Annotated in this window: 23 protein-coding genes and 1 tRNA gene; 9 read left to right on the top strand and 15 right to left on the bottom strand. The window is 65.3% G+C overall.

Annotated features, from left to right (window positions below; translation table 11 throughout):
* Positions 1 to 2: 2 nt before the first annotated feature.
* Positions 3 to 356, bottom strand: a complete 354-nt coding sequence (locus IDT60_RS07400; RefSeq protein WP_164200880.1) for an Rv2175c family DNA-binding protein — start codon at positions 354 to 356, stop codon at positions 3 to 5.
* 240 nt (positions 357 to 596) lie between these two features.
* Between IDT60_RS07400 and IDT60_RS07395 the strand changes: the two genes are divergently transcribed.
* Positions 597 to 1982, top strand: a complete 1386-nt coding sequence (locus IDT60_RS07395; RefSeq protein ID WP_191081425.1) for a lytic transglycosylase domain-containing protein — start codon at positions 597 to 599, stop codon at positions 1980 to 1982.
* Between the two features lie 115 nt (positions 1983 to 2097).
* The gene (pknB, locus tag IDT60_RS07390; RefSeq protein WP_191081424.1) at positions 2098 to 4179 is read left to right on the top strand and encodes a Stk1 family PASTA domain-containing Ser/Thr kinase; all 2082 of its coding nucleotides are present in this window, start codon (positions 2098 to 2100) and stop codon (positions 4177 to 4179) included.
* 84 nt (positions 4180 to 4263) lie between these two features.
* Here pknB and IDT60_RS07385 read toward each other — a convergent pair whose 3' ends face one another.
* Together IDT60_RS07385 and IDT60_RS07380 are read right to left on the bottom strand one after the other, a co-directional pair.
* Positions 4264 to 5655, bottom strand: a complete 1392-nt coding sequence (locus tag IDT60_RS07385) for a class II 3-deoxy-7-phosphoheptulonate synthase (protein ID WP_191081423.1) — start codon at positions 5653 to 5655, stop codon at positions 4264 to 4266.
* A 71-nt stretch (positions 5656 to 5726) separates the two neighbouring features.
* Complete coding sequence (locus tag IDT60_RS07380; RefSeq protein ID WP_191081422.1) at positions 5727 to 6449, bottom strand: 1-acyl-sn-glycerol-3-phosphate acyltransferase; 723 nt, start codon at positions 6447 to 6449, stop codon at positions 5727 to 5729.
* 111 nt (positions 6450 to 6560) lie between these two features.
* Between IDT60_RS07380 and IDT60_RS07375 the strand changes: the two genes are divergently transcribed.
* From IDT60_RS07375 to IDT60_RS07365, 3 genes are read left to right on the top strand one after another with little or no spacing between them, the layout of a single operon-like run.
* A complete protein-coding gene (locus tag IDT60_RS07375; protein WP_191081421.1) occupies positions 6561 to 7379 on the top strand; it encodes a carboxylesterase in 819 nt (272 codons plus the stop codon).
* Positions 7376 to 8176 carry a carboxylesterase gene (locus tag IDT60_RS07370; RefSeq protein WP_191081420.1) on the top strand — a complete coding sequence of 267 codons (801 nt, stop codon included), beginning with the start codon at positions 7376 to 7378 and terminating at the stop codon, positions 8174 to 8176. Before IDT60_RS07375 ends, IDT60_RS07370 begins: the two co-directional genes overlap by 4 nt.
* Positions 8163 to 8732, top strand: a complete 570-nt coding sequence (locus IDT60_RS07365; protein ID WP_191081419.1) for a hypothetical protein — start codon at positions 8163 to 8165, stop codon at positions 8730 to 8732. Before IDT60_RS07370 ends, IDT60_RS07365 begins: the two co-directional genes overlap by 14 nt.
* 60 nt (positions 8733 to 8792) lie before the next feature.
* On the opposite strand, the gene IDT60_RS07360 is transcribed toward IDT60_RS07365, so the two are convergent.
* The gene (locus IDT60_RS07360; protein WP_164200894.1) at positions 8793 to 9884 is read right to left on the bottom strand and encodes an ROK family glucokinase; all 1092 of its coding nucleotides are present in this window, start codon (positions 9882 to 9884) and stop codon (positions 8793 to 8795) included.
* A 177-nt stretch (positions 9885 to 10061) separates the two neighbouring features.
* Here IDT60_RS07360 and IDT60_RS07355 point away from each other — a divergent pair, with 177 nt between their 5' ends.
* Entirely contained in the window at positions 10062 to 11870 is a 1809-nt protein-coding gene (locus tag IDT60_RS07355) for a long-chain fatty acid--CoA ligase (RefSeq protein WP_164200896.1), read from the top strand.
* Positions 11871 to 11953: 83 nt separating this feature from the next.
* Here IDT60_RS07355 and IDT60_RS07350 read toward each other — a convergent pair whose 3' ends face one another.
* Positions 11954 to 15355, bottom strand: a complete 3402-nt coding sequence (locus IDT60_RS07350; RefSeq protein WP_191081418.1) for a pyruvate carboxylase — start codon at positions 15353 to 15355, stop codon at positions 11954 to 11956.
* Positions 15356 to 15657: 302 nt separating this feature from the next.
* On the opposite strand from IDT60_RS07350, the gene IDT60_RS07345 reads away from it, so the two are divergent.
* Positions 15658 to 16479: a ParA family protein gene (locus IDT60_RS07345; RefSeq protein WP_164200900.1), complete on the top strand. Its 822-nt coding sequence runs from the start codon at positions 15658 to 15660 to the stop codon at positions 16477 to 16479.
* 94 nt (positions 16480 to 16573) lie between these two features.
* On the opposite strand, the gene IDT60_RS07340 is transcribed toward IDT60_RS07345, so the two are convergent.
* From IDT60_RS07340 to gcvH, 5 genes are all read right to left on the bottom strand, one after another.
* A complete protein-coding gene (locus tag IDT60_RS07340) occupies positions 16574 to 17170 on the bottom strand; it encodes a MerR family transcriptional regulator (protein WP_164200902.1) in 597 nt (198 codons plus the stop codon).
* Positions 17171 to 17408: 238 nt separating this feature from the next.
* A complete protein-coding gene (locus tag IDT60_RS07335) occupies positions 17409 to 17912 on the bottom strand; it encodes a bifunctional nuclease family protein (protein WP_066285823.1) in 504 nt (167 codons plus the stop codon).
* The gene (locus IDT60_RS07330; protein ID WP_164200904.1) at positions 17912 to 18628 is read right to left on the bottom strand and encodes a MerR family transcriptional regulator; all 717 of its coding nucleotides are present in this window, start codon (positions 18626 to 18628) and stop codon (positions 17912 to 17914) included. Before IDT60_RS07330 ends, IDT60_RS07335 begins: the two co-directional genes overlap by 1 nt.
* A gap of 23 nt (positions 18629 to 18651) precedes the next feature.
* Positions 18652 to 19128, bottom strand: coding sequence for an FHA domain-containing protein (locus IDT60_RS07325; protein ID WP_164200906.1), 477 nt, complete (start codon positions 19126 to 19128; stop codon positions 18652 to 18654).
* A 144-nt stretch (positions 19129 to 19272) separates the two neighbouring features.
* On the bottom strand, positions 19273 to 19659 hold the full coding sequence (gene gcvH / locus IDT60_RS07320; RefSeq protein WP_191081417.1) for a glycine cleavage system protein GcvH: 387 nt from the start codon (positions 19657 to 19659) through the stop codon (positions 19273 to 19275).
* A 118-nt stretch (positions 19660 to 19777) separates the two neighbouring features.
* On the opposite strand from gcvH, the gene IDT60_RS07315 reads away from it, so the two are divergent.
* Positions 19778 to 20404 (top strand): hypothetical protein, encoded by a 627-nt coding sequence (locus IDT60_RS07315; RefSeq protein ID WP_191081416.1) that lies wholly within the window; start codon positions 19778 to 19780, stop codon positions 20402 to 20404.
* Between the two features lie 4 nt (positions 20405 to 20408).
* On the top strand, positions 20409 to 21278 hold the full coding sequence (locus tag IDT60_RS07310) for an Fpg/Nei family DNA glycosylase (protein ID WP_191081415.1): 870 nt from the start codon (positions 20409 to 20411) through the stop codon (positions 21276 to 21278).
* A gap of 57 nt (positions 21279 to 21335) precedes the next feature.
* Here IDT60_RS07310 and IDT60_RS07305 read toward each other — a convergent pair.
* From IDT60_RS07305 to IDT60_RS07285, 5 genes are all read right to left on the bottom strand, one after another.
* Positions 21336 to 21412: transfer RNA gene (locus IDT60_RS07305), tRNA-Pro, on the bottom strand.
* A 148-nt stretch (positions 21413 to 21560) separates the two neighbouring features.
* Entirely contained in the window at positions 21561 to 23111 is a 1551-nt protein-coding gene (gene der, locus IDT60_RS07300) for a ribosome biogenesis GTPase Der (RefSeq protein WP_164200912.1), read from the bottom strand.
* On the bottom strand, positions 23108 to 23800 hold the full coding sequence (locus tag IDT60_RS07295) for a 1-acyl-sn-glycerol-3-phosphate acyltransferase (protein ID WP_191081865.1): 693 nt from the start codon (positions 23798 to 23800) through the stop codon (positions 23108 to 23110). The genes der and IDT60_RS07295 overlap by 4 nt, the downstream gene beginning before the upstream one ends.
* Before the next feature lie 28 nt (positions 23801 to 23828).
* Entirely contained in the window at positions 23829 to 24542 is a 714-nt protein-coding gene (gene cmk, locus IDT60_RS07290) for a (d)CMP kinase (RefSeq protein WP_191081414.1), read from the bottom strand.
* Positions 24542 to 25651: a prephenate dehydrogenase gene (locus IDT60_RS07285; RefSeq protein ID WP_191081413.1), complete on the bottom strand. Its 1110-nt coding sequence runs from the start codon at positions 25649 to 25651 to the stop codon at positions 24542 to 24544. The genes cmk and IDT60_RS07285 overlap by 1 nt, the downstream gene beginning before the upstream one ends.

Genomic DNA, 25651 nt, shown 5'->3' with positions numbered 1-25651 from the left:
CGTTACCAGGCGAGGGTCTGGGCCCTGCGCCGGATTTCGGTCTTGCGGCCTTCGCGCAGGGCGTCAATCGGCCGGCCACGCAGCGAATCGTCAGCGGTAAACAGCCAGACGATGAGGTCTTCGTCGGAATACCCGGCGTCGGACAGGACAATGATGGTGCCCCTCAGGCTGTCCACAACATGGCCGTCCTGGATAAAGGCGGCAGGAACTGAACGGATCCGCCGCTCACCGACCCGAAGGGCTACCAGGGAACGTTCGTCAAGAAGGCTGTGCACCTTCGTAATTGAAACGTCCAACAACTGCGCGACATCCGGCAGGGGCAGCCACTCGCCCACAAGGCTTTCTACGTTACTCACGGATCAAGGTTGCCATGGCCGGAGCCATGTAGCCTAGTCCGCTTTTCGCCGGGGCACCCCAAAGCAGGCGACACTCCACGAAGTCGCACATCCCGCCGATGCAAACTTCTTGTGCTAGGACAAAATTCGTGAGAGATTCACATAGATCACATTTGTAACGTTGATAACTTAAGTCACACTAGTATCAATAGTCACACCTGCACCACTCGTCCCCGGCAGTTATAGAAGAGGATTCCATCCATGACGACGTCCCGCTCGCCTAAGCAGACCCCGCGGCCGAGTCTGCCCATGATTGCTGCCACTACAGCGGCACTTCCTGCGGTTGTCTTGTCGTCCTTGGCTCTAGCCCATCCCGCAGCTGCCGCTCCGGCGCCTGCGCGCCCCCTGCCCGCTACATTGGCCGCTGCCATGAAGGCCCAGGCAGCCGAAGCCAAAGCCGGCCTGATCCCGGCGGCTTCGGTGTCCACAACGATTCCGGCAGCCTTCCAGCCGGCCCAGCCTTCTGCCCCCGCCGAGTACACCATTGCCCGTGGTGACACCATCAGTGCGATTGCCGGCAGGTTCGGACTCAACACCAACGACGTCCTGAAGCTCAACAATCTCCAGCCGAACACCATCATTTACCCGGGCCAGAAGATCAAGCTGTCCGGTTCAGCCTCACCCGCAGCCCCGGCGCCGGCAGCGCCGGCTGCAGCGCCTGCCCCGCTGGCCAGTTCGGGCGGCAGCTACACCGTGAAGTCCGGCGATACGCTCGGCGCCATCGCCGCGCGGCACAACGTCAGCCTGTCGGATATTTTCAGCTGGAACGGCCTGAACATGCGTTCCGTCATCTACCCGGGCCAGAAGGTCAAGGTGGGCTCCGGCGAGTCAGCCGCCGCGGCACCTCAGCCGGCAGCCGCTCCGGCAGCTCCTGCCCCGGCGCCCGCGGCTCCCGCGCCCGCTCCTGGCGGCTCCTACACGGTCAAGGCCGGGGATACCCTGTCGGCGATCGCTTCCAAGCATGGGGTCAAGCTCTCGGACATCCTGGCGGCCAATCAGCTCAGCATGACCTCTGTCATCTACCCGGGCAACAAGCTGGTCATTCCGGGCGGATCGGTCCAGCCGGCCTCGTCCGCTCCTGCCGCCAGCGTGACACCGCTTGTGCCGAGCTCCTTCCTTGGCTTCACCTACCCCGAAGCCGTGGTCAGCTCCGCCAACCAGAACAAGGCGCTGTTGAACGCCGCCCCGGTGCCGTCCCGCGACCAGATGCGCACCATTGTGGCCGACACAGCCCGCTCCATGGGAGTGGAACCGTCCCTGGCCCTCGCCTTTGCGCACCAGGAATCGGGTTTCAACCAGCGCGCTGTTTCGCCCGCCAACGCCATCGGAACCATGCAGGTCATTCCCACGTCCGGCGAGTGGGCCTCTGACCTCGTGGGGAGGAAGCTGAACCTCCTGGACCCCTATGACAATGCCACTGCCGGCGTTGCCATCATCAAGCGGCTTATTGCCACCAGCAAGGATCTGGACACAGCAATCGCCGGGTACTACCAGGGCCAGTATTCTGTCAGCAAGTACGGCATGTACGACGACACCAAGGTCTACGTGGCCGCCATCAAAGCGCACCGGACGACCTTCGGCGGCTAATGCTGTACGTCCGCAATACCCCGGGACCCTGCTGGCACGGGCACCAAGGATAACGAAAAGGGTCCGGACCGCAGGTCGGTTCGGACCCTTTTCGTTGCGGGATTAGGATCGTAGGGTGCAGGAACACGTGTCTGACCGTCTTGTGGGAACGCTGGTGGATAACCGCTACGCCGTCCGCTCCAAACTCGCGCGCGGAGGCATGTCCACGGTGTACTTGGCCACTGACCTCCGGCTTGAGCGCGATGTTGCCCTCAAGGTCCTCCATCCGAACCTGGCCACGGATGAGACCTTCCTGGACCGGCTCGGAAGGGAAGCGAAAGCCGCCGCGAAACTGTCCCATCCGCATGTGGTGGGCGTGCTAGACCAAGGCAACGACGGCCTCACCGCGTACCTGGTGATGGAGTACATCAAGGGCCACACGCTCCGTGACGTCATCAGGTCCAAGGGTGCCCTGCCTCCCCGGCTGGCCCTTGCCCTGATAGATCCCGTGGTGGAGGGACTTGGCGAAGCCCACGCTGCCGGACTGATTCACCGTGATGTCAAACCGGAAAACGTCCTGATCGCCGACGACGGCCGCATCAAGATCGGCGACTTTGGCCTGGCCCGTGCCGTGACAACATCCACGAGCACGGGAACGCTGATCGGCACCATCGGCTATCTCTCCCCCGAACTTGTCCTGGGGAAACCGGCGGACGCCCGAAGCGACATCTACTCGGTGGGCATCATGCTCTACGAGATGCTCACCGGCCGGCAGCCTTACGACGGCGAGGTCCCCATCCAGGTCGCCTACAAGCACGTCAACGAAACTGTTGGACCGCCGTCGGCCCTGGTGCCCGGGCTGGCCGCCGAGATGGACGAACTCGTCCAGTGGTGTACCGCCAACGATCCCGAAAACCGCCCCGTGGATGGCCATGCCCTGCTCCAGGAGCTCCGCCACATCCGGACCAACCTCACGAATGCCGAGCTGGACCTCCGGCCCCCGGCCGCCGTCCCTGCCGGGCAACAGAGTCCCACCGAGGTCATTGCACGGACCAGCAATCCAACCGCCGCGCTGTCGTCCCTTCCCCGGCCCCGGGCCCAGCCGCCGCAACCGCCGCGCCAGCCGCACTCCCCCCATGCACCGCATGCCCTGTATCCACCGGATGAGCCCGACCGTTCGTACACACAGCACCTGCCCTACGCAGAGGATGACAGGAACCAGCCCGCCGCGGCCCTCAGCAAACGCGCGCAGCGCAAACAGGACAGGGAAGACGAGAAGGCCCGGTCGAGGGCTGCGGCCACGCCGGTCCGGAGCCTGCGCGAAGGAAACCCCCGGCGCCGCGGAATCCTATGGGTTGTGGTGCTGATCATTATCGCCCTGCTTGCCACGGGGGCCGGCTGGTTCTTCGGCATGGGTCCCGGGGCGTCGGCGACCATTCCGTCGGTCGCCAACAAGTCAGTCTCACAGGCACAGCAGCTCCTCAGCGAGGCGGGCTTCCAGTCACGGACCACCGACGTTTTTGACGACGATATCCCCTCGGGACTGGTGGTGGGCTCCGACCCTGCGGCCGGACAAGAGATCCGGAAGTTCCAGCCCGTGGCGCTGTTTGTTTCCAAAGGGCCACAGCTGTACGAGCTGCCCACGCTGACCGGCGGAACACTGGAGGAAGCCAAGGTGGCACTCAACCAGGCCGAAATGGCTCTGGGAAACGTCACGGAACAGTTTGATGAAGCCGCGGCCGCCGGCACGGTGCTCGCCCAGGATCCGGCCGCCGGCACGCCGGCACGGCACGGCACCCCGGTCAACCTGACCGTGTCCAAAGGCCCGCAGCCGATTCCGGTGCCCTCTGTTGTGGGACAGGAGGAAGACGCGGCCGTCGCCGCCATCGAAGCTGCGGGGCTGACGGCCGACGTCGCACCCGAGGAGGTCTTCGACCGCAAAGTCCCCGAAGGATCGGTTGTCAGCCAGTCCCCGGCGAACGGCACCCTGACCAGGGGCGGCACCGTGACCCTGACCATCTCGAAGGGCCCCCGAATGGTCGAGGTGCCCAGCTTCATCGGCAAGCAGGCCACAGAAGCCCGCAAGGGCCTGGAAGCCTTGGGCTTCGAGGTACGGGTCAACAACATCCTCGGCGGCTTCTTCGGCACGGTCCGGGACCAGGACCCCGTTGGGGAAGAAGTCCCGGAAGGTTCCGTCGTCACCATCACGGTGGTGTAACCGGGTTTCCACGGCCTGCAACTGCCGGAAAGACAAAAAGGGTGCCTCCCGAGACACGAAGTCCGGGAGGCACCCTTTTGACGGTCAGTGCTTGGCCAGTGCTCCGGCCACCAAGAACGCCATCTCAAGGGACTGCATGTGGTTGAGGCGGGGGTCGCAGACGGACTCGTACCGGTCGAGGAAGGCTTCCTGGTCAACAGGATCGGCGCCGCCCAGGCATTCAGCGACGTCGTCGCCGGTCATCTCCACGTGCAGGCCGCCGGGGACGGTGCCCAGGGCGTGGTGCACTTCGAAGAACCCGCGCACTTCGTCAATGACGTCGTCGAAATTTCGCGTCTTGTAGCCGTTGGGGGACGTGACCGTGTTCCCGTGCATGGGATCCGTGACCCAAAGGACCTGCGCGCCGGAGGCCGTGACCTTTTCGACGACGGCGGGGAGCTTCTCGCGGATGTTTCCCGCACCCATGCGCGTGATGAAGGTCAGGCGGCCCGGTTCGCGTTCCGGGTCCAGTTTGTCGATGAGGCGCAGGGCGTCGTCGCCGGTGGTGGAAGGACCCAGCTTCACGCCGATCGGGTTGCGGACCCGGGACAGGAAATCGATGTGGGCATGGTCGAGTTCGCGCGTGCGCTCACCGATCCACAGGAAGTGCGCGGAGGTGTCGTAGGGGAAGCCGGTGCGGGAATCGATCCGCGTCAGTGCCCGCTCGTAGTCCAGCAGCAGGGCTTCGTGGCTCGCGAAGAACTCCACGCGCTTGAGCGCTTCGAAGTCGGCTCCGCAGGAGGCCATGAACTTGATGGCGCGGTCGATGTCACGGGCCAGGGACTCGTAACGTGCGTGGGCGGGGTTCTCCGTAAAGCCCTTGTTCCACTGGTGCACGGAGCGCAAATCGGCGAAGCCGCCCTGCGTGAAGGCCCTGATGAGGTTCAACGTTGAGGCTGACGTGTGGTACGCCCGGAGCATCCGGGAGGCGTCGTGGCCGCGGGATTCCGGGGTGAATTCGTACCCGTTGACGATGTCGCCGCGGTAGGCCGGGAGAGTGACGCCGTCGCGGGTCTCGTCATTGGAGGAGCGGGGCTTGGCGAACTGCCCGGCCATGCGGCCCATTTTGATGACAGGCATCGCTGCGCCGTAAGTGAGAACCACGGCCATCTGCAGGATGGTCTTGACGCGGGCGCTGATCTTGTCCGCAGTGGCCGCCTCGAAGGTCTCGGCACAATCACCGCCCTGGAGCAGGAACGCCTTGCCCTGGGCCGCAGCTGCCAGCCGTTCACGCAGGACGTCAACCTCGCCGGCAAAAACCAGCGGCGGGAGCATGGAGAGTTCGCGGACCGAGGCGTCGAAAACGTCCTTGTCCTGCCAGCTCGGCTGCTGGGAGATCGGAAGGTCCCGCCAGTCATCAAGGCCAGGATAATTGGCCGCTCCGCTCTGGGCGGTGCTGGACAGCGAAAAGGCAGGTTTTGCAGATAGCTCAGTCACTATCTAAGACTAATGCGCTCCGGAGGCTTCGGAATACCCGGCCGTCACGCGTCCCGAGAGCGGCGTCACAGTCAGGCCGCGGCCGGGCCCTTGCCGTCAGCGTCGGTGGTCGCAGCCCCCGCGAGCCGGAGCTTGACCACTGCTGCGTACTCATCCACATATTCCTGGCCGGAGAGGCGCATCAGCTCGAACATAATCTCGTCGGTGACCTTGCGCTGCACCTCCCTGTCCCCGGCCTGAGCGGCATACTGGCTGAAGTCCAGCGGAGCACCAAAAATCATGCCGATCCGGCGGATATTCGGCAGGCGTTTGCCGATGGGCTGGACTTTGTCCGTTCCGATCATCGCCACCGGGATCACCGGGACCCCCGCCTGCAGCGCCAGCTTGGCCACGCCCACTTTGCCGCGGTACAGGCGTGAATCCGGGCTGCGCGTCCCCTCCGGGTAGATCCCCAGCAGCCCCCCGCTGGTGAGGACATCCATGCCGGCGTTCAGCGACACCGCCGATGCCGCCCCGCCGGACCTGTCCATCGGCAGCTGGTTGGTGAGCCGGAAGAACATGGCCGTCAGGCGGCCTTTCACACCGGTACCTGTGAAGTACTCGGACTTGGCCAGGAATATAACCGGCCTGGGAACCATCAGCGGCATAAAGATCGAATCGGAGAACGACAGATGGTTCGAGGCAATGATGGCCGCGCCCTCTGCGGGAATGTTGTCCAGGCCTTTGACCCAGGGGCGGAAAAGCAGCCGCAGCACCGGCCCCAGGAAGATCCTTTTCATGACCCAATAGAACACGTCTCGAACCTCTCCGGAAGCCTGCCGGCCGGCCCTTTGGTGGGCCGGGCCAGCACTTCAATGCAACCCTACTCTAGTGAGATTTGTCCCGAACAGTGACACGATGGTGTCATGACAGAAAGCAGCACTCCGCCCAGGCCTGCCGCTTTCAGCTACCCCGGCCACGGTCCCAATGCCGGCACGGGGATCGCAATCTGCCACGGATTCACCGGAAGTCCGTTGAGTGTCCTGCCCTGGGCTGAAGACCTGGCCGCCCAGGGGTTCGCCGTATCCGTTCCCCTCCTTCCCGGCCACGGCACGGACTGGCGGCAGCTGGCACGCTCGAACTGGCGCCAATGGTACGAGACCTTCGAAACGGCGTATCAGGACCTGGATGCACGCACCGAACGCTGTTTCGTGGCGGGCCTCTCGATGGGCGGAGCCATCGCCCTGCTGACGGCCTCCCGTCATCCTGTGGCAGGCGTCTCGGTGGTGAATCCGGGGCTCAGCTTCTACGACCGCCGGGTGCGCGTCATCGGAGTCCTCAAGTATTTCCAGCGCACCACTATCCCCATCCAGGAGGAACAGCCGACGGCGGCAGCCACCGAAGACGGTGACTACTCCCGCACGCCGCTGGCGGCAGTCCATGAGCTCAAGAGGCTGTTCGGTGCGGCCGTTCGCGGGCTGCATAAAGTGGACGCCCCGGTGCAGGTCTTCAAATCCCGGGCGGACGCCGTGGTGCCGCCCACCTCGCTCTCGACCCTGCAACGCAGGCTCGGTCCCCGGCTGGCCGAAGTGGTGGAACTCCGCAACAGCGGCCATGTAGCCACGCTGGACGTTGACGCTCCGGAAATATTCGCGCGTTCCCGCCAGTTCTTCCTTGACCACTCCGCCCCCATGACAAGCCACGCCGGCAACGCAGACACCTCACACTCCTCGGAGACTCGATGACCAGCCTTCCGGATCACAGCCCGTTCAGCAGCCCTGCCGCCGGCGACGGCGCCCGGATCGGCGTGGTGTTGTCCCACGGGTTCACGGGCAGCCCCCACGGGCTCCGCACCTGGGCCCGGTCGCTGGCCGATGCCGGATTCGCCGTGCGTATGCCGTTGTTGCCCGGTCACGGCACCAGCTGGCAGGAGTTGGCCCGGACCCGTTGGACACAGTGGCATGCAGCGCTGGACAACGCTTACCTGGAGCTTGAGAAGGAGTGTGACCACGTGTTCGCCGCGGGGCTGAGCATGGGCGGCGCACTGGCGCTGCGGATCGCCGCAACGAGGCCGGTCAGTGGCGTCATCCTGGTGAACCCCGGGCTGGTGATCGATGATCCGCGCGCGCCGCTGGCCGGAATCCTGAAGCTCGTGCTGAAGAGTACGCCGGCAATTGCCAACGACATCCTGAAACCGGGCATGGACGAGGGCGCCTATCCCCGGACACCCGTGGCTGCTGCGCACGAACTGAACAAAATGTTCAAGGACACCATTCGGCTGCTCCCCCGCGTCACGGCACCGGTCCGCGTGTTCCGTTCGACAGTGGACCATGTGATCTCAGACTCCAGCATCGTTGCGCTGCGGCGCGGCCTGACCAACGCCCCGCTAACTTTGACGTCCCTCGAGAACAGCTACCACGTGGCAACGCTGGATCACGACGCCGAGGACATCTTCCGCGGGTCCGTGGAATTCATCCGGACGGTCCTGGCGGACACGGCATCGTCCCGCTTCCAGGAGGGTGCGGCCCATGACCAGGCCTGATTCCGGCTCACCGGACCAGAGTGCAAACCAGGACGATGCGGTCTGGCTGGACCTTGTTGCCCGGCTGGAAGGGAAGTCCCCCGGCGGCAGCAGCACGGCGGACGGCGACTCCGTTCCCTCGGATCACGGCGATGCCGGTGCCGGAAATCCCGCCAAGGAGGCTGCCCGCCCCGATGCAAAGGACCCGACACCGGACCGTCCGGCTGACGTGCCCGGACGGTCCGCGACTTTCCGCGACTTCGATCCCCTGGGCCTGGGCCGGTACCCCCAGGACAGCCAGGCCGCCGGCCCGCGTGACTACGACGTGGAGGACGACGGCGGCGACTTCGTTCCGGACGAACCGCCAAGCCTGGCCGGAACAGATCCGCTGACCGTGCTCGCGTGGCTGGGGGCAGTCGGCGCCCCCGTGGCCCTGCTCCTGTCCGTGATGTTCTGGCGGTCAGCGCCGCTGCTGGCGATATTGGGAATGGTGGCTGCTTTCCTGCTGTCCGTGGTCTACCTGATTATGAAGCTGCCCCAGGAAAAGGATGAGAACGACGACGGTGCCCGCGTCTAGGTGCGGGACCGCACCGCGCTGACGGGGAGCTAGCCCGGGGCTTTCCGCGCCGGGCGCCGCTCAGCTCTGCATGCGGCTGCTCACGCGGGACAGGTCCGCGGCTCCGATGAGCCCGGCGTTGGGTCCCAGCGCCGCCAGTTCAATGCCGGCGGCCGGGCGAAAGCCACGGCCGGTCAGGTTCCGGGCGAAGGCCTTGCGGGCGGGTTCCACCAGCAAATCTCCGGCAGAGCAGAGTCCGCCGCCGATCACAAAGAGGCCCGGGTCCAGCGCGGCCGCCAGGTTTGCCAGTCCAAGGCCCAGCCATTCCCCCACTTCGTCGAGGAGTTCGCGGCACGCAGCGTCGCCTGCCAGTGCCAGCTCGGTGACAACCGCCCCGGTGATCCGGTCCGTCCTGCCGCCCACGCTGGCCAGCAGTTCCTGCGCCACCGGGGAATTGGCCGCCGCCAGGATCCTCGCCTCGCGGCCCAGCGCGTTGCCGGAGGCGTACTGCTCCCAGCAGCCGCGGTTGCCGCATTCACACCGGTGTCCGCCCGGCATGATGATCTGGTGGCCGAATTCGCCGGCCACGCCAAACCGGCCCCGCTCCAGCCGGCCGTCCATCACCATCGCGCCACCGATGCCGGTGCCGAGGGTGATGCACACCAGCCGGTCCTCACCTTGCCCCGCGCCAAAGCGCCATTCCGCCCAGGCTGCGGCATCGGCGTCGTTCGCCAGGAGGATGGGCCTGCGCAGCAGGCGCTGCAGGTTGGCCCGCAGGGGCTCGTTGCGCCACGCAAGGTGGGGGCTGAAGAGCACCGTTCCGCCGTCCAGGTCCATCCAGCCGGCTGCCCCGATGCCTACGGAGCGGATCCGGTGGCTGGCGCCAAGCTCCTCCACGAGTTCAACGATGACCTGCTCCACGGCCCGCGGGTCGCTGCCGGGGGTGGACCGGCGCGATTCGCTGAGGATCCTGCCGTCGGCATCGACTACCCCGGCGGCCACCTTCGTGCCGCCGATGTCGATCCCGATCGCCAGCCCCTTCCGCCCGAGCCGAAGATGTTCACGGAAGCGTTCTCTCCGCCGGGGCTGCGGGCGTGCGGGCCGGGGCCGGCGCCGCCAAGGCGCCGAAGGCGGGGGCGGACCGGCAGGCTCACCGGGGGACGTTGCATACATAGTGCCTCATTCTAGGCGCGCGGCCCGGACGCCACCGGGAGCCTGGCGCCGTGCGTCACAGCAGCCCGTTGACTCGCATGTTACTGACCAGTAGGTTTAATGCAGCACGGCCACGTTGCAGGCGTATTAGTCTTTAGGCATACCCTGTGCGGGTCTATGGATATCAAAGGAGCTATAGTGCGCGAATTCAGTGTTCCGCCGCTGGTTGTTGTCCCACCGGAAACCAACATCACCGATCTTGTTCTGCGGCAGGCCGCTAAGCCCAGCAACCCGGCGCTGTTTTCGCGGCTGAATTCCGCAGGCGCCTGGCAGGACATTTCCGCAAAGGACTTCCTGGCCGACGTCTCCGCGCTTGCCAAGGGCCTGATCGCCAGCGGCGTGGGCGCCGGTGACCGCGTGGGCATCATGTCCCGCACACGCTACGAATGGGCTCTCATCGATTTCGCAGTCTGGTTCGCCGGGGCCGTTTCGGTACCCATCTATGAGACCTCATCACCGTCCCAGGTTGCCTGGAACCTCGGCGACTCCGGCGCGGTCGCGGCCTTCGGCGAATCCGCCCACCATGAGGACATCATCAGGCAGGCCGCCACCTCCGAGGGACTCACTGCCCTGCAGCACGTCTGGCAGCTCGAAGGCGCCGGGCTCGACGCGGTGCGCGAAGCCGGGCGGGAGGTCAGCGATGCCGACCTCGAAGCACGCCGGGCCTCCGCCGGGCTGAGTGACGTCGCCACCATCATCTACACGTCCGGAACCACCGGCCGGCCCAAGGGCTGCGAGCTGACCCACGGCAACTTTGTAGAGCTGTCGGACAACGCACTGGCAATCCTCGGCGACGTCGTCAATGAGCAGGCCAAAACCATTATGTTCCTGCCGCTCGCCCACGTGTTTGCGCGCTTCATCTCCGTCCTGGCCGTCGCCGCCGGCGCAACCGTGGCGCATACACCGGACATCAAGAACCTGCTGGCTGACCTGCAGAGCTACCAGCCCACGTTCATCCTCGCCGTGCCCCGCGTGTTCGAGAAGGTCTACAACTCTGCGCTGACCAAGGCGGAGGATGGCGGCAAGGGCGCAATTTTCCACAAGGCGACCGAGACCGCCATCGCGTTCTCCAAGGCACGCCAGGCCGGGCATATCGGCCTGGGCCTGAAACTCAAGCACACCCTGTTCGACAAGCTGGTCTACGGCAAGCTGCGCGCAGCCATGGGAGGAAACGTGGCCCATGCAGTGTCCGGCGGCGGTCCCCTCGGCGAACGGCTCGGCCACTTTTTCCAGGGCATCGGCCTGCAGATCCTGGAGGGCTACGGCCTGACAGAAACCACCGCCCCGATTTCCGTGAACACCCCGGCCCTGATCAAGATCGGCTCGGTGGGCAAACCCCTGCCGGGCAACTCCGTGAAGATCGCCGACGACGGCGAGATCCTCGCCAAAGGTGTCTGCGTCATGCGCGGCTACTACAAGCGCGAAGACCTGATGGCCGACACGTTTGACGATGGCTGGTTCCGCACGGGCGACATCGGAAAACTTGATGACAGCGGCTTCCTCTGGATCACCGGACGCAAGAAGGAAATCATCGTCACCGCCAGCGGCAAGAACGTGGTTCCGGCCCTGCTTGAGGACCAGATCCGTGCCGACGCGCTGGTTTCCCAGGTCCTGGTGGTGGGCGATAACCGGCCGTTCATCGGCGCCCTGGTCACGCTGGACCAGGAGGCACTCCCCGGGTGGCTGCAGCGCCACGGCCTGCCGAACACCACCACGTTGGAGGAGGCGGTGGAGAATCCGGTGGTCAAGGCGGCAGTGCAGGACCTCATCACGCAGGCCAACGCCTCGGTGTCCCAGGCTGAAGCCATCAAGTCCTTCCGTATCGTCGCGTCCGACTTCACCGAAGCGTCAGGCCACCTGACGCCGTCCATGAAGGTAAAGCGCGCCCAGGTGATGAAGGACTTCGAGACAGTCATCGAAGAAATGTACGGCGCTCCGCGCAGCTGACGGAAGACGGACACCAGGCAAAGGAAATGCCCCCCTCCCGGCGGAAGCCGGGAGGGGGGCATTTCCTGTTAAGCCCGGGCTTCTCAGCCCTGGTCCACCACGAGGAGGAGGTCCCCGCCCTGGACCTGCTCCACCGCTGAGATGGCCAGGCGGGAGACCTTCCCTGCCACCGGCGTGGTGATCGATGCTTCCATCTTCATCGCTTCGATGGTGGCCACGGTGTCACCCGCATTGACGGTGTCTCCGGTCTTGACGGTCACGGTGACAGCACCGGCGAACGGGGCAGCAACGTGGCCCGGCTGGGCCGGGTCCGCCTTCTCGGCAGCCTTGACGTTGCTCACCACGGAACGGTCACGGACGACGACGGGCCGGGACTGCCCGTTCAAGGTACACATAACGGTGCGCATGCCCTTTTCGTCCGGCTCCGAGACGGCTTCCAGCGACGCGATCAGCCGGACACCCTTTTCGAGCTGGATCTCGTGCTCGGCGCCACGCTGCAGACCGTAAAGGTAATCACGGGTGTCCAGGACCGAGATGTTGCCGTAGGTTTCCACGCTCTTGAGGTAGTCCTTGGTGGGACCGTCGAAGAGCAGCCGGTTGAGGGTGCCCTGCCGGGTCTTGGAATCGCCCTTGAGCGCGGCGCTGTCCTCGGGGCTGAGTTCAACGTCGCGGACCTTGATGCTGCGGCCCTGGAGTGCCTTGGTGCGGAACGGTTCCGGCCAGCCTCCGGGCGGGTCACCGAGCTCGCCCGACAGGAACCCGATGACGGAGTCGGGGATGTCGTAGTTCTGCGGGTTCTCGTTGAAATCTGCGGGATCGGCGTTCAGGCCCACGAGGTGCAGGGCGAGATCGCCCACCACCTTCGAGGACGGCGTGACCTTGACCAGGCGGCCCAGGATACGGTCCGCCGCGGTGTACATGTCCTCGATGGCTTCGAAGCGCTCCCCCAGCCCCAGCGCCATGGCCTGCTGGCGCAGGTTGGACAGCTGGCCGCCCGGGATCTCGTGCTTGTAGACCCGGCCGGTGGGGCCCGGCAGGCCCGATTCGAACGGCGCATAGACGCGGCGCACGGCCTCCCAGTACGGCTCCAGTGAACTGACTGCGTCCAGGTCCAGGCCGGTGTCGCGCGGGGTGTGGGCCAGGGCCGCCACGAGGGCGGACGCCGAGACCTGGCTTGTGGTGCCGGCCAGCGACGCCGATGCGACGTCAACAGCGTCCACACCGACGTCTACTGCCGCCAGCAGGGTGGCCAGCTGGCCGCCTGCAGTGTCATGGGTGTGCAGGTGGACCGGGAGGTCAAAGCGTTCGCGCAACGCGGCAACCAGCTTGGCGGCCGCCGCCGGACGGAGGAGCCCGGCCATGTCCTTGATGGCCAGGATGTGGGCGCCGGCGTCCACGATCCGCTGCGCCAGTTCCAGGTAGTAGTCCAGCGTGTAGAGGTTCTCGTCCGGGTTCAGCATGTCGCCCGTGTAGCAGAGGGCAACTTCCGCCACGGCCGTTCCGGTGGCCCGCACCGCGCGGATGGCCGGAGCCATCTGGTTTACGTCGTTGAGGGCGTCAAAGATGCGGAAGATGTCGATGCCTGTGGCTGCGGCCTCGTTAACAAAGGCCTCAGTGACCTCTTCAGGGTATGGCGTGTAGCCAACCGTATTCCGGCCGCGGAGCAGCATCTGCAGGCACACATTCGGGAGTGCCTTGCGGAGGGCCGCAAGGCGGTCCCACGGGTCTTCGCCAAGGAAGCGCAGGGCCACGTCATAGGTGGCGCCGCCCCAGGCTTCGACCGACAGGAGTTCCGGCAGCAGCGCGGTGACTGCGGGGCCGGCCGCCACGAGGTCGCGGGTACGAACGCGGGTGGCCAGGAGCGACTGGTGGGCGTCACGGAAGGTGGTGTCGGTAACGGCCACAGCCGTCTGAGCGCGCAGGGCCTTGGCAAAGCCTTCCGGACCGAGTTCCTGGAGACGCTGGCGGGAGCCGGCCACCGGCGTCCGGTCGGTTACGGCAGGCAGCTTGTCCGCGGGATCCGAGTGCACGGTGAGCTCGCCGTTGGGCTTGTTGACCGTCACTTCGGCCAGCCACGTGAGGAGCTTGGTTCCCCGGTCAGCAGAGACGCGGGCCTTCAGGAGCTGCGGACGCTCATCGATGAAGTTCGTGGCCACATTGCCGGCAATGAAGTCTGCATCGTCCAGCACCGCCTGCAGGAAGGAGATGTTGGTGGAAACGCCGCGGATGCGGAATTCCGCGAGGGCACGGCGTGCACGGGCTACAGCGGCGGGGTAGTCGCGGCCACGGCAGCTGAGCTTTACGAGCATGGAGTCGAAGTGCGGGCTGATTTCGGCACCCGAGTACACGGTGCCGCCGTCGAGCCTTACACCGGCGCCGCCGGCGGAACGGTAACCGGTGATCTTCCCGACGTCGGGGCGGAACCCGTTAGCCGGATCCTCGGTGGTGATGCGGCACTGCAGCGCAGCGCCCTTGAGCTGCACCGTCTCCTGGGACAGGCCAAGGTCCGCCAGGGTTTCGCCGGATGCGATCCGCAGCTGCGCCTGCACCAGGTCAACGTCGGTCACTTCTTCAGTGACGGTGTGTTCCACCTGGATGCGGGGGTTCATCTCAATGAAGACATGCTGTCCGGCGCGTTCGCCGACGGTGTCCACGAGGAATTCAACGGTTCCGGCGTTGACGTAGTTCAGGGCCTTGGCGAACTTCACCGCGTCCCGGTAGAGGGCCTGGCGGATTCCTTCGTCCAAGTTCGGCGCCGGGGCGATTTCGATGACTTTCTGGTGGCGGCGCTGTATGGAGCAGTCACGCTCGAACAGGTGCATGACGTTACCTTCGGCGTCCGCCAGGATCTGCACCTCGATGTGGCGCGGGCGAAGGACTGCCTGCTCCAGGAACATGGTGGGATCACCGAAGGCCGCATCGGCCTCGCGCATGGCGGCCTGCAGTGCCTCCGGAAGGGCCTCCCGGGTGTCCACGCGGCGCATGCCGCGTCCGCCGCCGCCGGCGACAGCCTTGGCGAAGATGGGGAAGCCAATCTCGTCCGCCGCCGCGATCAGTTCGTCCAGGTCCTTGGAGGGTTCGCTGGACTTCAGGACGGGGACGCCGGCGTCGCGTGCGGCTTTCAGCGCCGCCACCTTGTTCCCTGCAAGTTCAAGCACCTCAGCCGGCGGGCCCACGAAGGTGATCCCTGCCTCCTGGGCCGCACGGGCCAGGTCCGGGTTTTCGGAGAGGAAGCCGTAGCCGGGGTAGATGGCGTCGGCGCCGGACTCCTTGGCCACACGGACAACCTCGGCTACGTCGAGGTAAGCGCGTACGGGGTGCCCCTCTTCACCAATCAGATACGCCTCATCGGCTTTCTGGCGGTGGATCGAGTTGCGGTCTTCGTTGGGAAACACGGCAACGGTCTTGGCGCCCAGCTCGTAGCTGGCGCGGAAGGCCCTGATCGCGATTTCGCCGCGGTTGGCCACCAGAATCTTGGAAAACATGCTTCTCCTGCATCATCGCGGGTGGATCGATAGGTGGTCACAGTGTCCAAGACCTGTGCACACAATTACAAATTATTGTGTCAACAGTCACAGAAACCTCTGTCATGTCCCGAACGCCCGGACAAAGCCGGGATGTTTCCCGCCATGCCCGTACCGCCCTGCCAAGCCACGTCCCCATAAAACCGCAATTGCCGGCATCGCCACATATGATGGGTAAGGCGGCAGGATCCGCCCGGCTTCGGCACTGCTGGAGCAAACTTTACCCCCAACACGGCAGCCGGCGTTAGGTTTTGGTCTCACAAGTGCAAGTAGTCAGCATCAGCAGCCTTAAGGGCGGAGTCGGCAAGACGTCCGTCACCACAGGATTGGCGTCTGCGGCGCTTGCCGCCGGCATCCCCACACTGGTGGTGGACCTTGATCCCCATGCAGACGCAACTACCGCCCTTGGCGTACAGCCCGGGGACCAGCTGGACATCGGCCGGATGCTCAAGAGCCCTCGCCGGGCCAAGCTGGCGGAAAACGTAGCAGGAAGCTCGTGGACTGCGCGGGCGCCCTCGAACGGATCCGGACCGGCCGTCCTGGACGTCGCCGTCGGCTCGGCCTACACCGGCATCTATGACCGCCCTGACCTTGGCCGCCGCGACCTTCGCCGGCTCTCGGCAGTGCTGGCCGGCGCCGGCAGCTACGGGCTTGTGCTCATTGACTGCCCGCCGTCCCTTAACGGCCTGACCCGGATGGCCTGGTCCGCAAGCGACAAAGTGGCGCTGGTGGCAGAACCAGGGCTTTTCTCAGTGGCCGGCACGGAACGGACCATGCGTGCCATCCAGCTCTTCAAGCAGGAATTCGCCCCGAACCTTTCCGCCGCGGGCATCGTGGCCAACCGGGTGCGCACCGGTTCGTCCGAACACACCTACCGGCTCGCTGAGATGGAATCGATGTTTGGCGACCTGCTGCTGAGCCCGCGTATTCCGGAACAGGCAAACTGGCAGCAGATTCAGGGGGCAGCCCACCCGGTGCACCACTGGCCCGGGGAATCAGCCAAATCCTCGGCGGCCCTGTTTGATGCCCTCCTGGTCAATCTGCTCGCGGCCGGCAGTGGATTGCGCAACCGCACGCAGCGCTGATCCTGCCGGGCAAGGAATCCCACTCGGCGCAAAAAGAGGCCGCCCCCGGCTGATCTCATCAGGCGGGGGCGGCCTCTTCTTTGTCTTGAGTCAGTCAGCTGATCTTGCGCGAGGCGCGGCGTTTGCTTAATTCATCGTCCGGGAAGGACTGCACGGCGGCATGTTCGCTTGGCAGGGAAGCCAGGCTTCCCTCGACCTCGCGCCAGACCCGGCCAACGGCGATGCCAAAAACACCCTGTCCGCCTTGGACCAGATCGATGACCTCATCGGCGGACGTGCATTCGTAGACGCTGGCGCCGTCGCTCATCAGCGTGATCTGGGCGAGGTCCTCGACTCCGCGTTCGCGCAGGTGTTCCACGGCCGAACGGATCTGCTGCAGGGAGACACCCGTATCCAGTAGCCGTTTGACCACTTTGAGCACGAGGATGTCACGGAAGCCATAGAGCCGCTGGGACCCGGAGCCGGCAGCGCCACGGACGGCAGGTTCTACCAGCCCGGTGCGCGCCCAGTAGTCCAACTGGCGGTACGTGATGCCGGCAGCCTTGCAGGCGGTGGGGCCGCGGTAGCCGGCGTCTTCGTCAAGGACAGGGAGGTCCTCGGTAAACAGGAGACCCTGGGCACCGCTTGCGGGCAGGGCCACACCAGCCGTTGTGGACTGCTTCAACCCGCCTGCTTCGCCTTTGGGACTCACCTGGATCCTCCTGTTCATAAGCTCCCGGGGACCACTGCATCAGCCAGTTCACACATGAAGTCCATGCATGTAATTTCGCGGGGGTCGTACTTTTACAGTGTGACTTGCGCGGCTGCTGTAAGCAATGGGAGCTTGATACCTTCGACGTTAGGCCTGCGGCGCCCTCAGGTCAAAGATCTGGCCTGCTTCAGACAGCCGTGTCGGAACTTTCAGCCTCAACTTTAACCTTAACGTGACCTCAGCCGTCGAAGTCCTCGGGCTCGACGTCATCGAGGAACTCACGGAAACGCCGCAGCTCGCGTTCCTCGTCCACTGTGGGACCGGGCTCGGTGTCCTCACCCTCATCATGTTCGGTGATGCGGACTCCGGCTTCGTCCATGACCGAGTCAGCACACCAGATGCGGCACTTTGCCCGCAACGCGATCGCCAGTGCATCTGACGCGCGCGAACTGACAGTTGTGCCGTTCTCGAACTGAAGCTGGCCGTAGAAGATGTTGTCCTCGACCGCCACGATGTTCACACTGACCACCGAGTGGCCCAGCGACTCCACAACATCCACCAGGAGGTCATGGGTCATGGGGCGCGGTGGCACTACTCCCTGCTGGGCAAGGGCGATCGCACTGGCCTCGGGGGTTCCGATCCAGATGGGCACATGGCGCTCACCGTGGATCTCGCGCAGCAGGACCAGCGGCTGGTTCGACGGCAGTTCGATGCGAACGCCTACGATCTCGACTTCGATCATCAGATGTCCATACGTGAGATCCGGTCCTGCACCAGGGCACGGTGCAGGATCAGACAGAGATCGCTGATTTCACGGGCTGCTTCGGCAGCCCGTGCCTGGGAAGCGGAATCACGCCGTGAGGCGAGCGGGGCAACCGCCCGCTCCACGAGCCCGAATTCACGTTCCGCGGCAGCCTGGAATGGACGGAGGTGCCGCGGTTCCAGACCGTGGCCCTCCAATTGCACGCACGCCCGGGCGACCTGGAGCGCGTGTTCATCGAATTTCCCGTTGCTGTGGCTGACGAGCCCGAAGCTCAGCAGGGACTGCAGCAGCGGGACACTCGCACCGGACTCAGCGCGGAGTTGTTCCTCGCTGAATTTCCGGCCGCGGTTTTGAAGTTCGGCGGCCAGTTCGTCAGAGACGATCCGAGGCGAAACCACGACGCCGGGCGGCAGGTTTTCCGGCCGCTCTCCCCTGTCGATGGCGTCAAGGTAGTCCTTGATGACCTTCAGGGGAAGGTACTGGTCCCGTTGCAGGGCGAGTACAAAGCGGAGCCGCTCAACATCGCTCTCGGCGTACTGCCGGTAGCCGGCCGGGGTGCGGCGGGGGTTGATCAGGCCCTTTTCCTCGAGGAACCTGATTTTCGACGCACTCATGCCAGGAAAGTCGCCGCTGAGCTGGGCGAGGACTTCCCCGATGTTCAGGACGTGGGGTCCCCGGCGTTCCGGTTGTGCCATTGCCACAGGCAAGTGCCCCGGGATCAGGCGCGGCCTGCTGCGCGTGCAGGGCTCAGGTAGAAGGTGAGGCGGAACTTGCCGATCTGGACTTCGTTCCCGGATTTCAGTTCAACACTGTCCACGCGGTCGTGGTTGACATAGGTTCCGTTGAGGCTGCCGGTGTCCACCACCTCGAAGCTCCGTGCGGTGCGCCGGAATTCGACGTGCCGCCGCGAGACGGTGACGTCATCGAGGAAGATGTCGGCGTCCGGGTGACGGCCCGCGGTGGTGGTGTCCGTGTCCAGCAGGAAGCGCGCACCGGCGTTGGGTCCGCTGTGGGCGACCAGCAGGGCGGAACCGGCAGGCAGCGCCTCCACGGACTGACGTTCTTCGGTGGACAGCCGCGGCGCGATGGTGGGTTCGTCGGTGACGGGGGTCAGGTGAATCGAGGTGGTCTCCGAAGCCCTGGCCGCACCTTTGCCGTAATCGTCTTCGGCATGGTCCTTCTTGTGGCCAACCATGGATTCCTCCTCTTTCACTGCAGCTCTCACGACTGCATTCAGCATTTACCCTGACGGATGCCCCGCACAGATCCGACCCGGGGTCCCGATCCGGCCATTGACGTGCGAAGACGCCTGCCGGCCGGACCGATTAACCCGTTAGGTTTAGCCTACCTGCTGTTCGTACTCCGATGCACTGAGCAAAGACTCCACGGCGTCGGCTTCGGCGAGTTTGATCTCGATCAGCCAGCCATCGCCGTAGGGGTCCGTGTTGATCAGGGCCGAGTCAGTGTCGAGGGATTCGTTGCGGGCCACCACTTCCCCGCTCACCGGCGCGTAGATGTCACTGACGCTCTTGGTGGATTCAACCTCGCCCACTACTTCGTTGGCAGTAACTTTGCTGCCGGCTTCAGGCATCTGGGCGTAGACAACATCTCCGAGAGCGTCCTGGGCGAAATCAGTAATACCAACGCGGACAACGCCGTCAGCGTTCGGTGCGGTGACCCACTCATGCTCGGCGGTGTAGGACAGGTCTTCGGGAATGTTGCTCATCAGGGGCCTTTCATCGGGTCAATCACCAATGTCAACGGGGCTTGGAAAACAAGCCGCCGCTGAAAGTATAGGCACAAGTCCATAAGCGTTCGAGGATGATTCTGACATGATGGGACGCATGAGTTCACCGGCACAGGGAACATCCGGGAAAAAGGGAAATTGGGCTGCGCGGCTCATTTTTGGCGGCGTTGCCCTCGTATTCCTGATCATTGCCTATTATGCTCTCGCGGCGGTCCTGCCCGTGTGGTGGGCCAACGTCATCCGCGGCCAGGTCCAGGGCAATCTGGGTGCCGGGATCCTGGTGGGGATGTTCTACGGTTTTGTGTTCACCTTTGTACCCCTGCTGGTGGCCTGGCAGGCGACACGCAAGCGTGTGGGCTGGCCGTGGAAGGTTGTAATCCTGGTTGTTGCGGTGGCCATTGCGGCGCCGAACCTCCTGACTGCCGGGATTATGTTCGGTAACTCGGAAGCCGCGCACAACGGTCAACGGATTCTTGGCACCGAAGCCACCTGGTTCCCGCTGTGGACACAGATAGCGGCGATTGCCGCCGTCGTAATATTTGTCGTTGGCCTCATCCTCTGGAAGGTCTGGCGGCAGCGGGGCAAGAAGGTCAAGGCACTCACAAAAGCCGACGCCGGGCGCTCCGAGGCCCTGAAGGCAACGGACGGCAACAAGGCGGAACCACCTGCGCCGCCACCCGCTTCCGACAGCGGCCAGGCCGGCAGCCGGGCTGACGGCAGGTAGCGCCATGCCGGAGCTACCCGAGGTTGCAGGCCTGGCCGGGTTCCTGGACGGGCAGCTGCGCGGATCAGTGGTGCAAAAAATTCAAATCGTCTCGTTCGCCGTCCTCAAAACCGCAGACCCTCCCTACACCGCGATGGAAGGGCGCACCGTGGCGGGCGTCCGGCGGTTCGGGAAGTTCGTCTGCCTTGACACGGACGGCCCGTCCTTTGTCTTCCACCTCGCGCGCGCCGGCTGGGTCCGTTACACCGACTCCCCCGCCGACACCCAGTTGCGGCTGGGCAAGGGCCACATCGCTGCCCGGCTCACGTTCGCGGGCCCCGACGGCCGTCACGGCATTGACCTCACGGAGGCCGGGACGAAAAAGAGCCTGGCGGTCTACGTGGTACACGCTCCCCAGGATGTGCCGGGCATCGCGGCACTCGGCCCGGACCCCTTCAGCGAAGAGTTCGACGCCGATACCCTGGCGGGGATCCTGGGCGCCAGCTCCCAGCAGGTGAAGGGCCTCCTGCGCAGCCAGAGCGTGATTGCAGGGATCGGAAACGCCTACAGCGACGAGATTCTGCATGCTGCCCGAATCTCTCCCTTCGCCATCGCCAAGTCGCTGGACCGGGACACCGTCCAGGTCCTGTACAACGCGATCCACGACATTCTGGGAACAGCCCTGGCCGAGGCCGCGGGCAAGCCGCCCAAGGAACTCAAAGACGTCAAGCGCAGCCACATGCGGGTCCATGCCCGGGCCGGGGAAGCCTGCCCGGTATGTGGGGACACCGTTCGGGAAGTATCGTTCGCGGACTCTGCCCTGCAGTACTGCCCCACCTGCCAGACACACGGGAAGGTCCTGGCAGACCGCAGGACGTCGAAGTTCCTGAAATAGGACGCTTAAACGCCAAAGGGCCGTTTTCCGGTAAACAAACCGGAAAACGGCCCTTCATGGTCGGGCTGACAGGATTTGAACCTGCGACCCCTTGACCCCCAGTCAAGTGCGCTACCAAGCTGCGCTACAGCCCGTTAGCTCTGCCGTTCTCCGCTGCGTTTACTCCCCGATGTTACCCGGGATTTCAACTCAGCAGTCCGGCCGAACCACCTTGAAAAGCTTACACGATCCCGGAGGGTGCAAGTGACACTTTGGCACCTGCACACCTCCGGTGTGTCCTAATTAACGCTTCTTGCCGCGCTTTTCGCGGACGCGCATGTTGACCTCGATGGGCGTGCCTTCGAAACCAAAGGTTTCACGGAGCCTGCGTGTGATGAAGCGGCGGTAGCCCGGGTCCAGGAATCCCGTGGTGAAGAGCACGAACTTCGGCGGCCGGCTGGACGCCTGGGTGCCGAAGAGGATGCGCGGCTGCTTGCCGCCGCGGACCGGGTGCGGGTGCGCCGCAACGAGCTCGCCGAGGAAAGCATTGAGCCTGCCGGTGGCGATGCGCTTGTCCCAGTTCTCCAATGCCAGGTCCAGGGCGGGGACCAGGCGGTCCTTGTGCCAGCCGGTCAGGGCCGAGATGTTGACGCGCGGCGCCCAGGCCACGTGGGCCAGGTCCTGTTCGATCTCCCGCTCCAGGTAGGTGCGGCGTTCGTCGTCGAGCAGGTCCCACTTGTTGAACGCCAGCACCAGCGCCCGGCCGGACTCGATGGCCAGCTGCAGGATGCGGACGTCCTGCTCGCTGAGGACCTCATCCACGGCGAGGAGTACGACGGCGACCTCCGCCTTTTCGAGCGCGGCCTGCGTCCGGAGGGAGGCGTAGTAGTCGGCGCCCTGAGCCATGTGCTGGCGGCGGCGGATGCCTGCCGTGTCCACAAAGCGCCAGGTGCGGCCGCCGAGCTCAATGAACTCATCCACGGGGTCGCGGGTGGTGCCGGCGGTGTTGTCCACCACCACGCGTTCGGAGCCTGCCAGCTTGTTCAGCAGCGATGACTTGCCCACGTTGGGGCGGCCGATCAGGGCAATGCGGCGCGGACCGCCGGAACGTTCCAGGCCCTCGATGGTGGAGAACTCCGGCAGGGTGTCCATAACGTGGTCCAGGAGGTCGGCAACCCCGCGGCCATGGAGGGCGGAGACGGGGTAGGGCTCACCGAAGCCGAGGCCCCACAAGGCAGCGGAGTCCGCTTCCTGGGCGAAGTCATCCACCTTGTTGGCCACCATGATGACCGGCTTCTTGCTCCGGCGGAGCATCTTCATCACGCCCTCGTCCGTTGCGGTGGCACCCACGGCGGAGTCGACAACGAAGAGCACGGCGTCAGCCAGTTCGACGGCCATCTCGGCCTGTTCCGCCACCCGGGCGTGGATGCCGCGGGCATCGTGCTCCCACCCGCCGGTGTCCACCACGGTGAAGTTGCGCCCGTTCCAGTGGGCCGAGTACATCACGCGGTCGCGCGTCACGCCCGGGGTGTCTTCCACCACGGCTTCGCGGCGTCCGAGGATCCGGTTCACAAGCGTGGACTTGCCCACGTTGGGTCGTCCGATGATGGCCAGGACCGGATCGAGCTTAACCGGGCCGTCGAAGTCCTCGTCGTCATAGTGCCCGCTCAGCAGGGCGGCATCGTCCTCATCGAGGTCGTAGTCCGCCAGGCCCGCCCGGAGCGAGGCGGCGCGCAGCTCCGCTTCGTCGTCGTCAATGGCAGCCAGCCGCTCGGCCACCTGGTCCGTGCCGGTGGGCGTGTATTCGTCTTCGCCGGCGCCTGCGGGGCCGGAGGTTTGAGTCGTATCGCTCATTGCACGTTCCTTAAGTGGTCATCTGCCGGCGTCCCGGCTACTGCTGGTTCAAGCGGGGTATCCGCGAGGGGCAAAGGCTGCCCACTGTGTTGAATGGTCTCCTGGACGTGCCCGGCCAGCGCAGCGCGGATTTCCATTCCCGCCCTGTCCATTGAAGCACGGCCTGTTTCGCCGGGGTTGCGGCTTAGTGTCAGTGCGTTGCCGAAGCTGACGTGGAAGCGGCGCCCCGGCCTGGGCACCGAATCAAGGTGTTCAGCACCCTTCCGGGTGCCAAGGATAGCGACGGGAACAACCGGCGCACCGGAGTTCAACGCCAGCCAGGCCACCCCGTTGTTGATGTCCGTCGCCTCGCCGCTCCCCCGCGTACCTTCCGGGAGGATCCCAAGGCAACGGCCGGCGTCGAGCAGTTCCTTGCCCAGCTGCAGTGTTGTCCGGTCTCCGGAACGGTCCACCGGCAGCTGTCCGGATGCCCGGAGGACCTGGCCAAGGAAGCCCTTGAACATCTCCTTTTTGACGAGGATGTGCATGGCCCGCGGCGAGGCACCAAACATCACCGGACCGTCCAGGAAGCTGATGTGGTTGCCCGCAAAAATCACCGGACCGCCGGTGGGAACGTTGTGCTTTCCCGTCACGGACGTCCGGTAGACCAGGTGGTCCAGGATCCAGCCGACAGGCCGGCTCCAGGTCATGGTCAGGCCCGAGGGAAGCTGCTTGCCGTCAGTCACGGTTGAGGACCTTCGTCACGATCACCAGGGCGGCGTCCACTGTTTCCGCGAAATCCAGCTCCGACGAATCCAGGGTTACCACGCCGTCGGCGGCCTGCGTGAAGTTCACCACCGTGGAATCCTTCGCATCACGCTGGGTGACCTGGGCAGCCAGCTGCTCCGCATTCTGGGTGCCGCCCAGTTGGATGCCGCGGCGGCGAAGCCGCGCTTCCTCGCTGGCGGTCAGCAGCATCCGGACTTCGGCGCCGGGCGCGACGACGGTAGTGATGTCCCGTCCTTCCACCACCATGCGGCGGTGGTGCTTTTCGATAATTGCCCGCTGCCGGCGGATCAGCTCGGTTCGGGCGCCCAGGGTGGTGGCCACCGCACTGACCGCCGAGGAGATGGCAGGTTCGCGGATGGCATCGGTGACGTCGGCCCCGTCCACCCGGACGTACTCCTCCAGCGGAGAGGTGCTTACATCCAGGACGAGGTCGCGGGCCGCCTGTTCCACGGCAGCGGCGTCGCCGAGGTCGATCCCGCTGGTGACGCAGAACCAGGTCAGGGCCCGGTACATGGCGCCGGTGTCCAGGTAGGCAAGGTGAAGCCTGCGGGCCACTTCCTTGCTGACGCTGGACTTGCCGGAGCCCGAAGGCCCGTCAATGGCTACCACCAGGGGCCGGCCGATACGAAGGGCGGGCACGGTGTCAAGAAGTTCCTGTGTCATTACTGCAGTACCCGCCATCCGCGGTCGTTGAGTGCTTCGATCAGGTGGTCATGTTTGTTTGGCAGCACGGACAGTTCCACCATGCCCACGTTCTGCCCCGAGGAATGGTCCAGCCTCAGGTCCTCCACGTTCACGCCGATTTCGCCGATCTCGGTGAGGAGCCGCGCAATCTGGCCCGGCCTGTCGTCCACCAGGACCGTCAGCCAGGCGTAGGCCTGCGGCGGCCCGCCGTGCTTGCCAGGGATGCGGGCCTGCCCGGCATTGCCCTCGCTGATCAGCTGGGCCAGGTCCAGGCGCGCTCCCGCTGCAAGCGGGTCCTCCAGGGTGCCGATAAGCCGGTTCAGGTCCTCGCGGACACCGTAAAGGATCTCCACGACCTTCCCCGCGTTGCCGCCCAGGATCTGGACCCACAACGTGGGGTCGCTGGCCGCTATCCGGGTGACATCCCGCAGGCCGTTGCCGGCGAGGGAGAGGGCATGGAGCGGTGTCCCCTGCAGGCGGCTGGCCAGCAGGGATGACATGACCTGGGGCAGGTGCGAGACCAGCGCTACGGCGGCATCGTGTTCGTCCGCCGTGAACTCTGAAACCACTGCTCCGAGGTCGGTGGCAAGGGAACGTGCGGTCTGCACGGCGGCCGCGGATGATTCGGGGCTCGGGCATACCACCCAAGGCATGGACGTGAAGAGCTCGCCACGGGCCGCAACGGGACCGGACTTTTCACGCCCGGCCATCGGATGGGTGCCCACGTAGCGGGCAATGTCCGCACCGGTGCCCTGCAGTTCCGCCAGGATGGCAGCCTTGACGCTGGCAATGTCCACCACCACCGAATCGGGGTAGTCGGCCAGCGCCCGGGCCACAACATTGGCTGTTACATCCGGCGGTGCTGCCACGACCACCAGCTCCGGCACCTCGTCCCCGAGGTGACTGAGGGGTTGGCCCGCACCGATGTCCACGGCCACGGCCTGGTTGGTGGGCGACGGATCAGAGAGGAACACGGGTACGCCACGTCCCCGAAGGCCCAGCCCGATGCTGGTTCCGAGCAGGCCGGTGCCGATCACCACCACGGGCCCGTTCAAGTGCCCACGCCCGTGCGAGCGGAATGCGGACAT

Origin of the sequence: Pseudarthrobacter sp. BIM B-2242 (assembly GCF_014764445.1) — a bacterium.
GTDB lineage: Bacteria > Actinomycetota > Actinomycetes > Actinomycetales > Micrococcaceae > Arthrobacter > Arthrobacter luteus_A.
This window is presented reverse-complemented; position numbering and strand designations above follow the sequence as displayed.

What these genes read in the sequence shown, in the direction of transcription:
- IDT60_RS07335 (WP_066285823.1), bottom strand. Translation starts at nt 17,912, where the DNA reads ATGATCGAAGTCGAGATCGTAGGCGTTCGCATCGAACTGCCGTCGAAC.
- IDT60_RS07315 (WP_191081416.1), top strand. Translation starts at nt 19,778, where the DNA reads ATGAGTTCACCGGCACAGGGAACATCCGGGAAAAAGGGAAATTGGGCT.
- IDT60_RS07370 (WP_191081420.1), top strand. Translation starts at nt 7,376, where the DNA reads ATGACCAGCCTTCCGGATCACAGCCCGTTCAGCAGCCCTGCCGCCGGC.
- gcvH (WP_191081417.1), bottom strand. Translation starts at nt 19,659, where the DNA reads ATGAGCAACATTCCCGAAGACCTGTCCTACACCGCCGAGCATGAGTGG.
- IDT60_RS07330 (WP_164200904.1), bottom strand. Translation starts at nt 18,628, where the DNA reads ATGGCACAACCGGAACGCCGGGGACCCCACGTCCTGAACATCGGGGAA.
- IDT60_RS07360 (WP_164200894.1), bottom strand. Translation starts at nt 9,884, where the DNA reads ATGTATGCAACGTCCCCCGGTGAGCCTGCCGGTCCGCCCCCGCCTTCG.
- IDT60_RS07325 (WP_164200906.1), bottom strand. Translation starts at nt 19,128, where the DNA reads ATGGTTGGCCACAAGAAGGACCATGCCGAAGACGATTACGGCAAAGGT.
- cmk (WP_191081414.1), bottom strand. Translation starts at nt 24,542, where the DNA reads ATGACACAGGAACTTCTTGACACCGTGCCCGCCCTTCGTATCGGCCGG.
- IDT60_RS07295 (WP_191081865.1), bottom strand. Translation starts at nt 23,800, where the DNA reads ATGACCTGGAGCCGGCCTGTCGGCTGGATCCTGGACCACCTGGTCTAC.
- IDT60_RS07285 (WP_191081413.1), bottom strand. Translation starts at nt 25,651, where the DNA reads ATGTCCGCATTCCGCTCGCACGGGCGTGGGCACTTGAACGGGCCCGTG.
- IDT60_RS07310 (WP_191081415.1), top strand. Translation starts at nt 20,409, where the DNA reads ATGCCGGAGCTACCCGAGGTTGCAGGCCTGGCCGGGTTCCTGGACGGG.
- IDT60_RS07375 (WP_191081421.1), top strand. Translation starts at nt 6,561, where the DNA reads ATGACAGAAAGCAGCACTCCGCCCAGGCCTGCCGCTTTCAGCTACCCC.
- der (WP_164200912.1), bottom strand. Translation starts at nt 23,111, where the DNA reads ATGAGCGATACGACTCAAACCTCCGGCCCCGCAGGCGCCGGCGAAGAC.
- IDT60_RS07395 (WP_191081425.1), top strand. Translation starts at nt 597, where the DNA reads ATGACGACGTCCCGCTCGCCTAAGCAGACCCCGCGGCCGAGTCTGCCC.
- IDT60_RS07365 (WP_191081419.1), top strand. Translation starts at nt 8,163, where the DNA reads ATGACCAGGCCTGATTCCGGCTCACCGGACCAGAGTGCAAACCAGGAC.
- IDT60_RS07350 (WP_191081418.1), bottom strand. Translation starts at nt 15,355, where the DNA reads ATGTTTTCCAAGATTCTGGTGGCCAACCGCGGCGAAATCGCGATCAGG.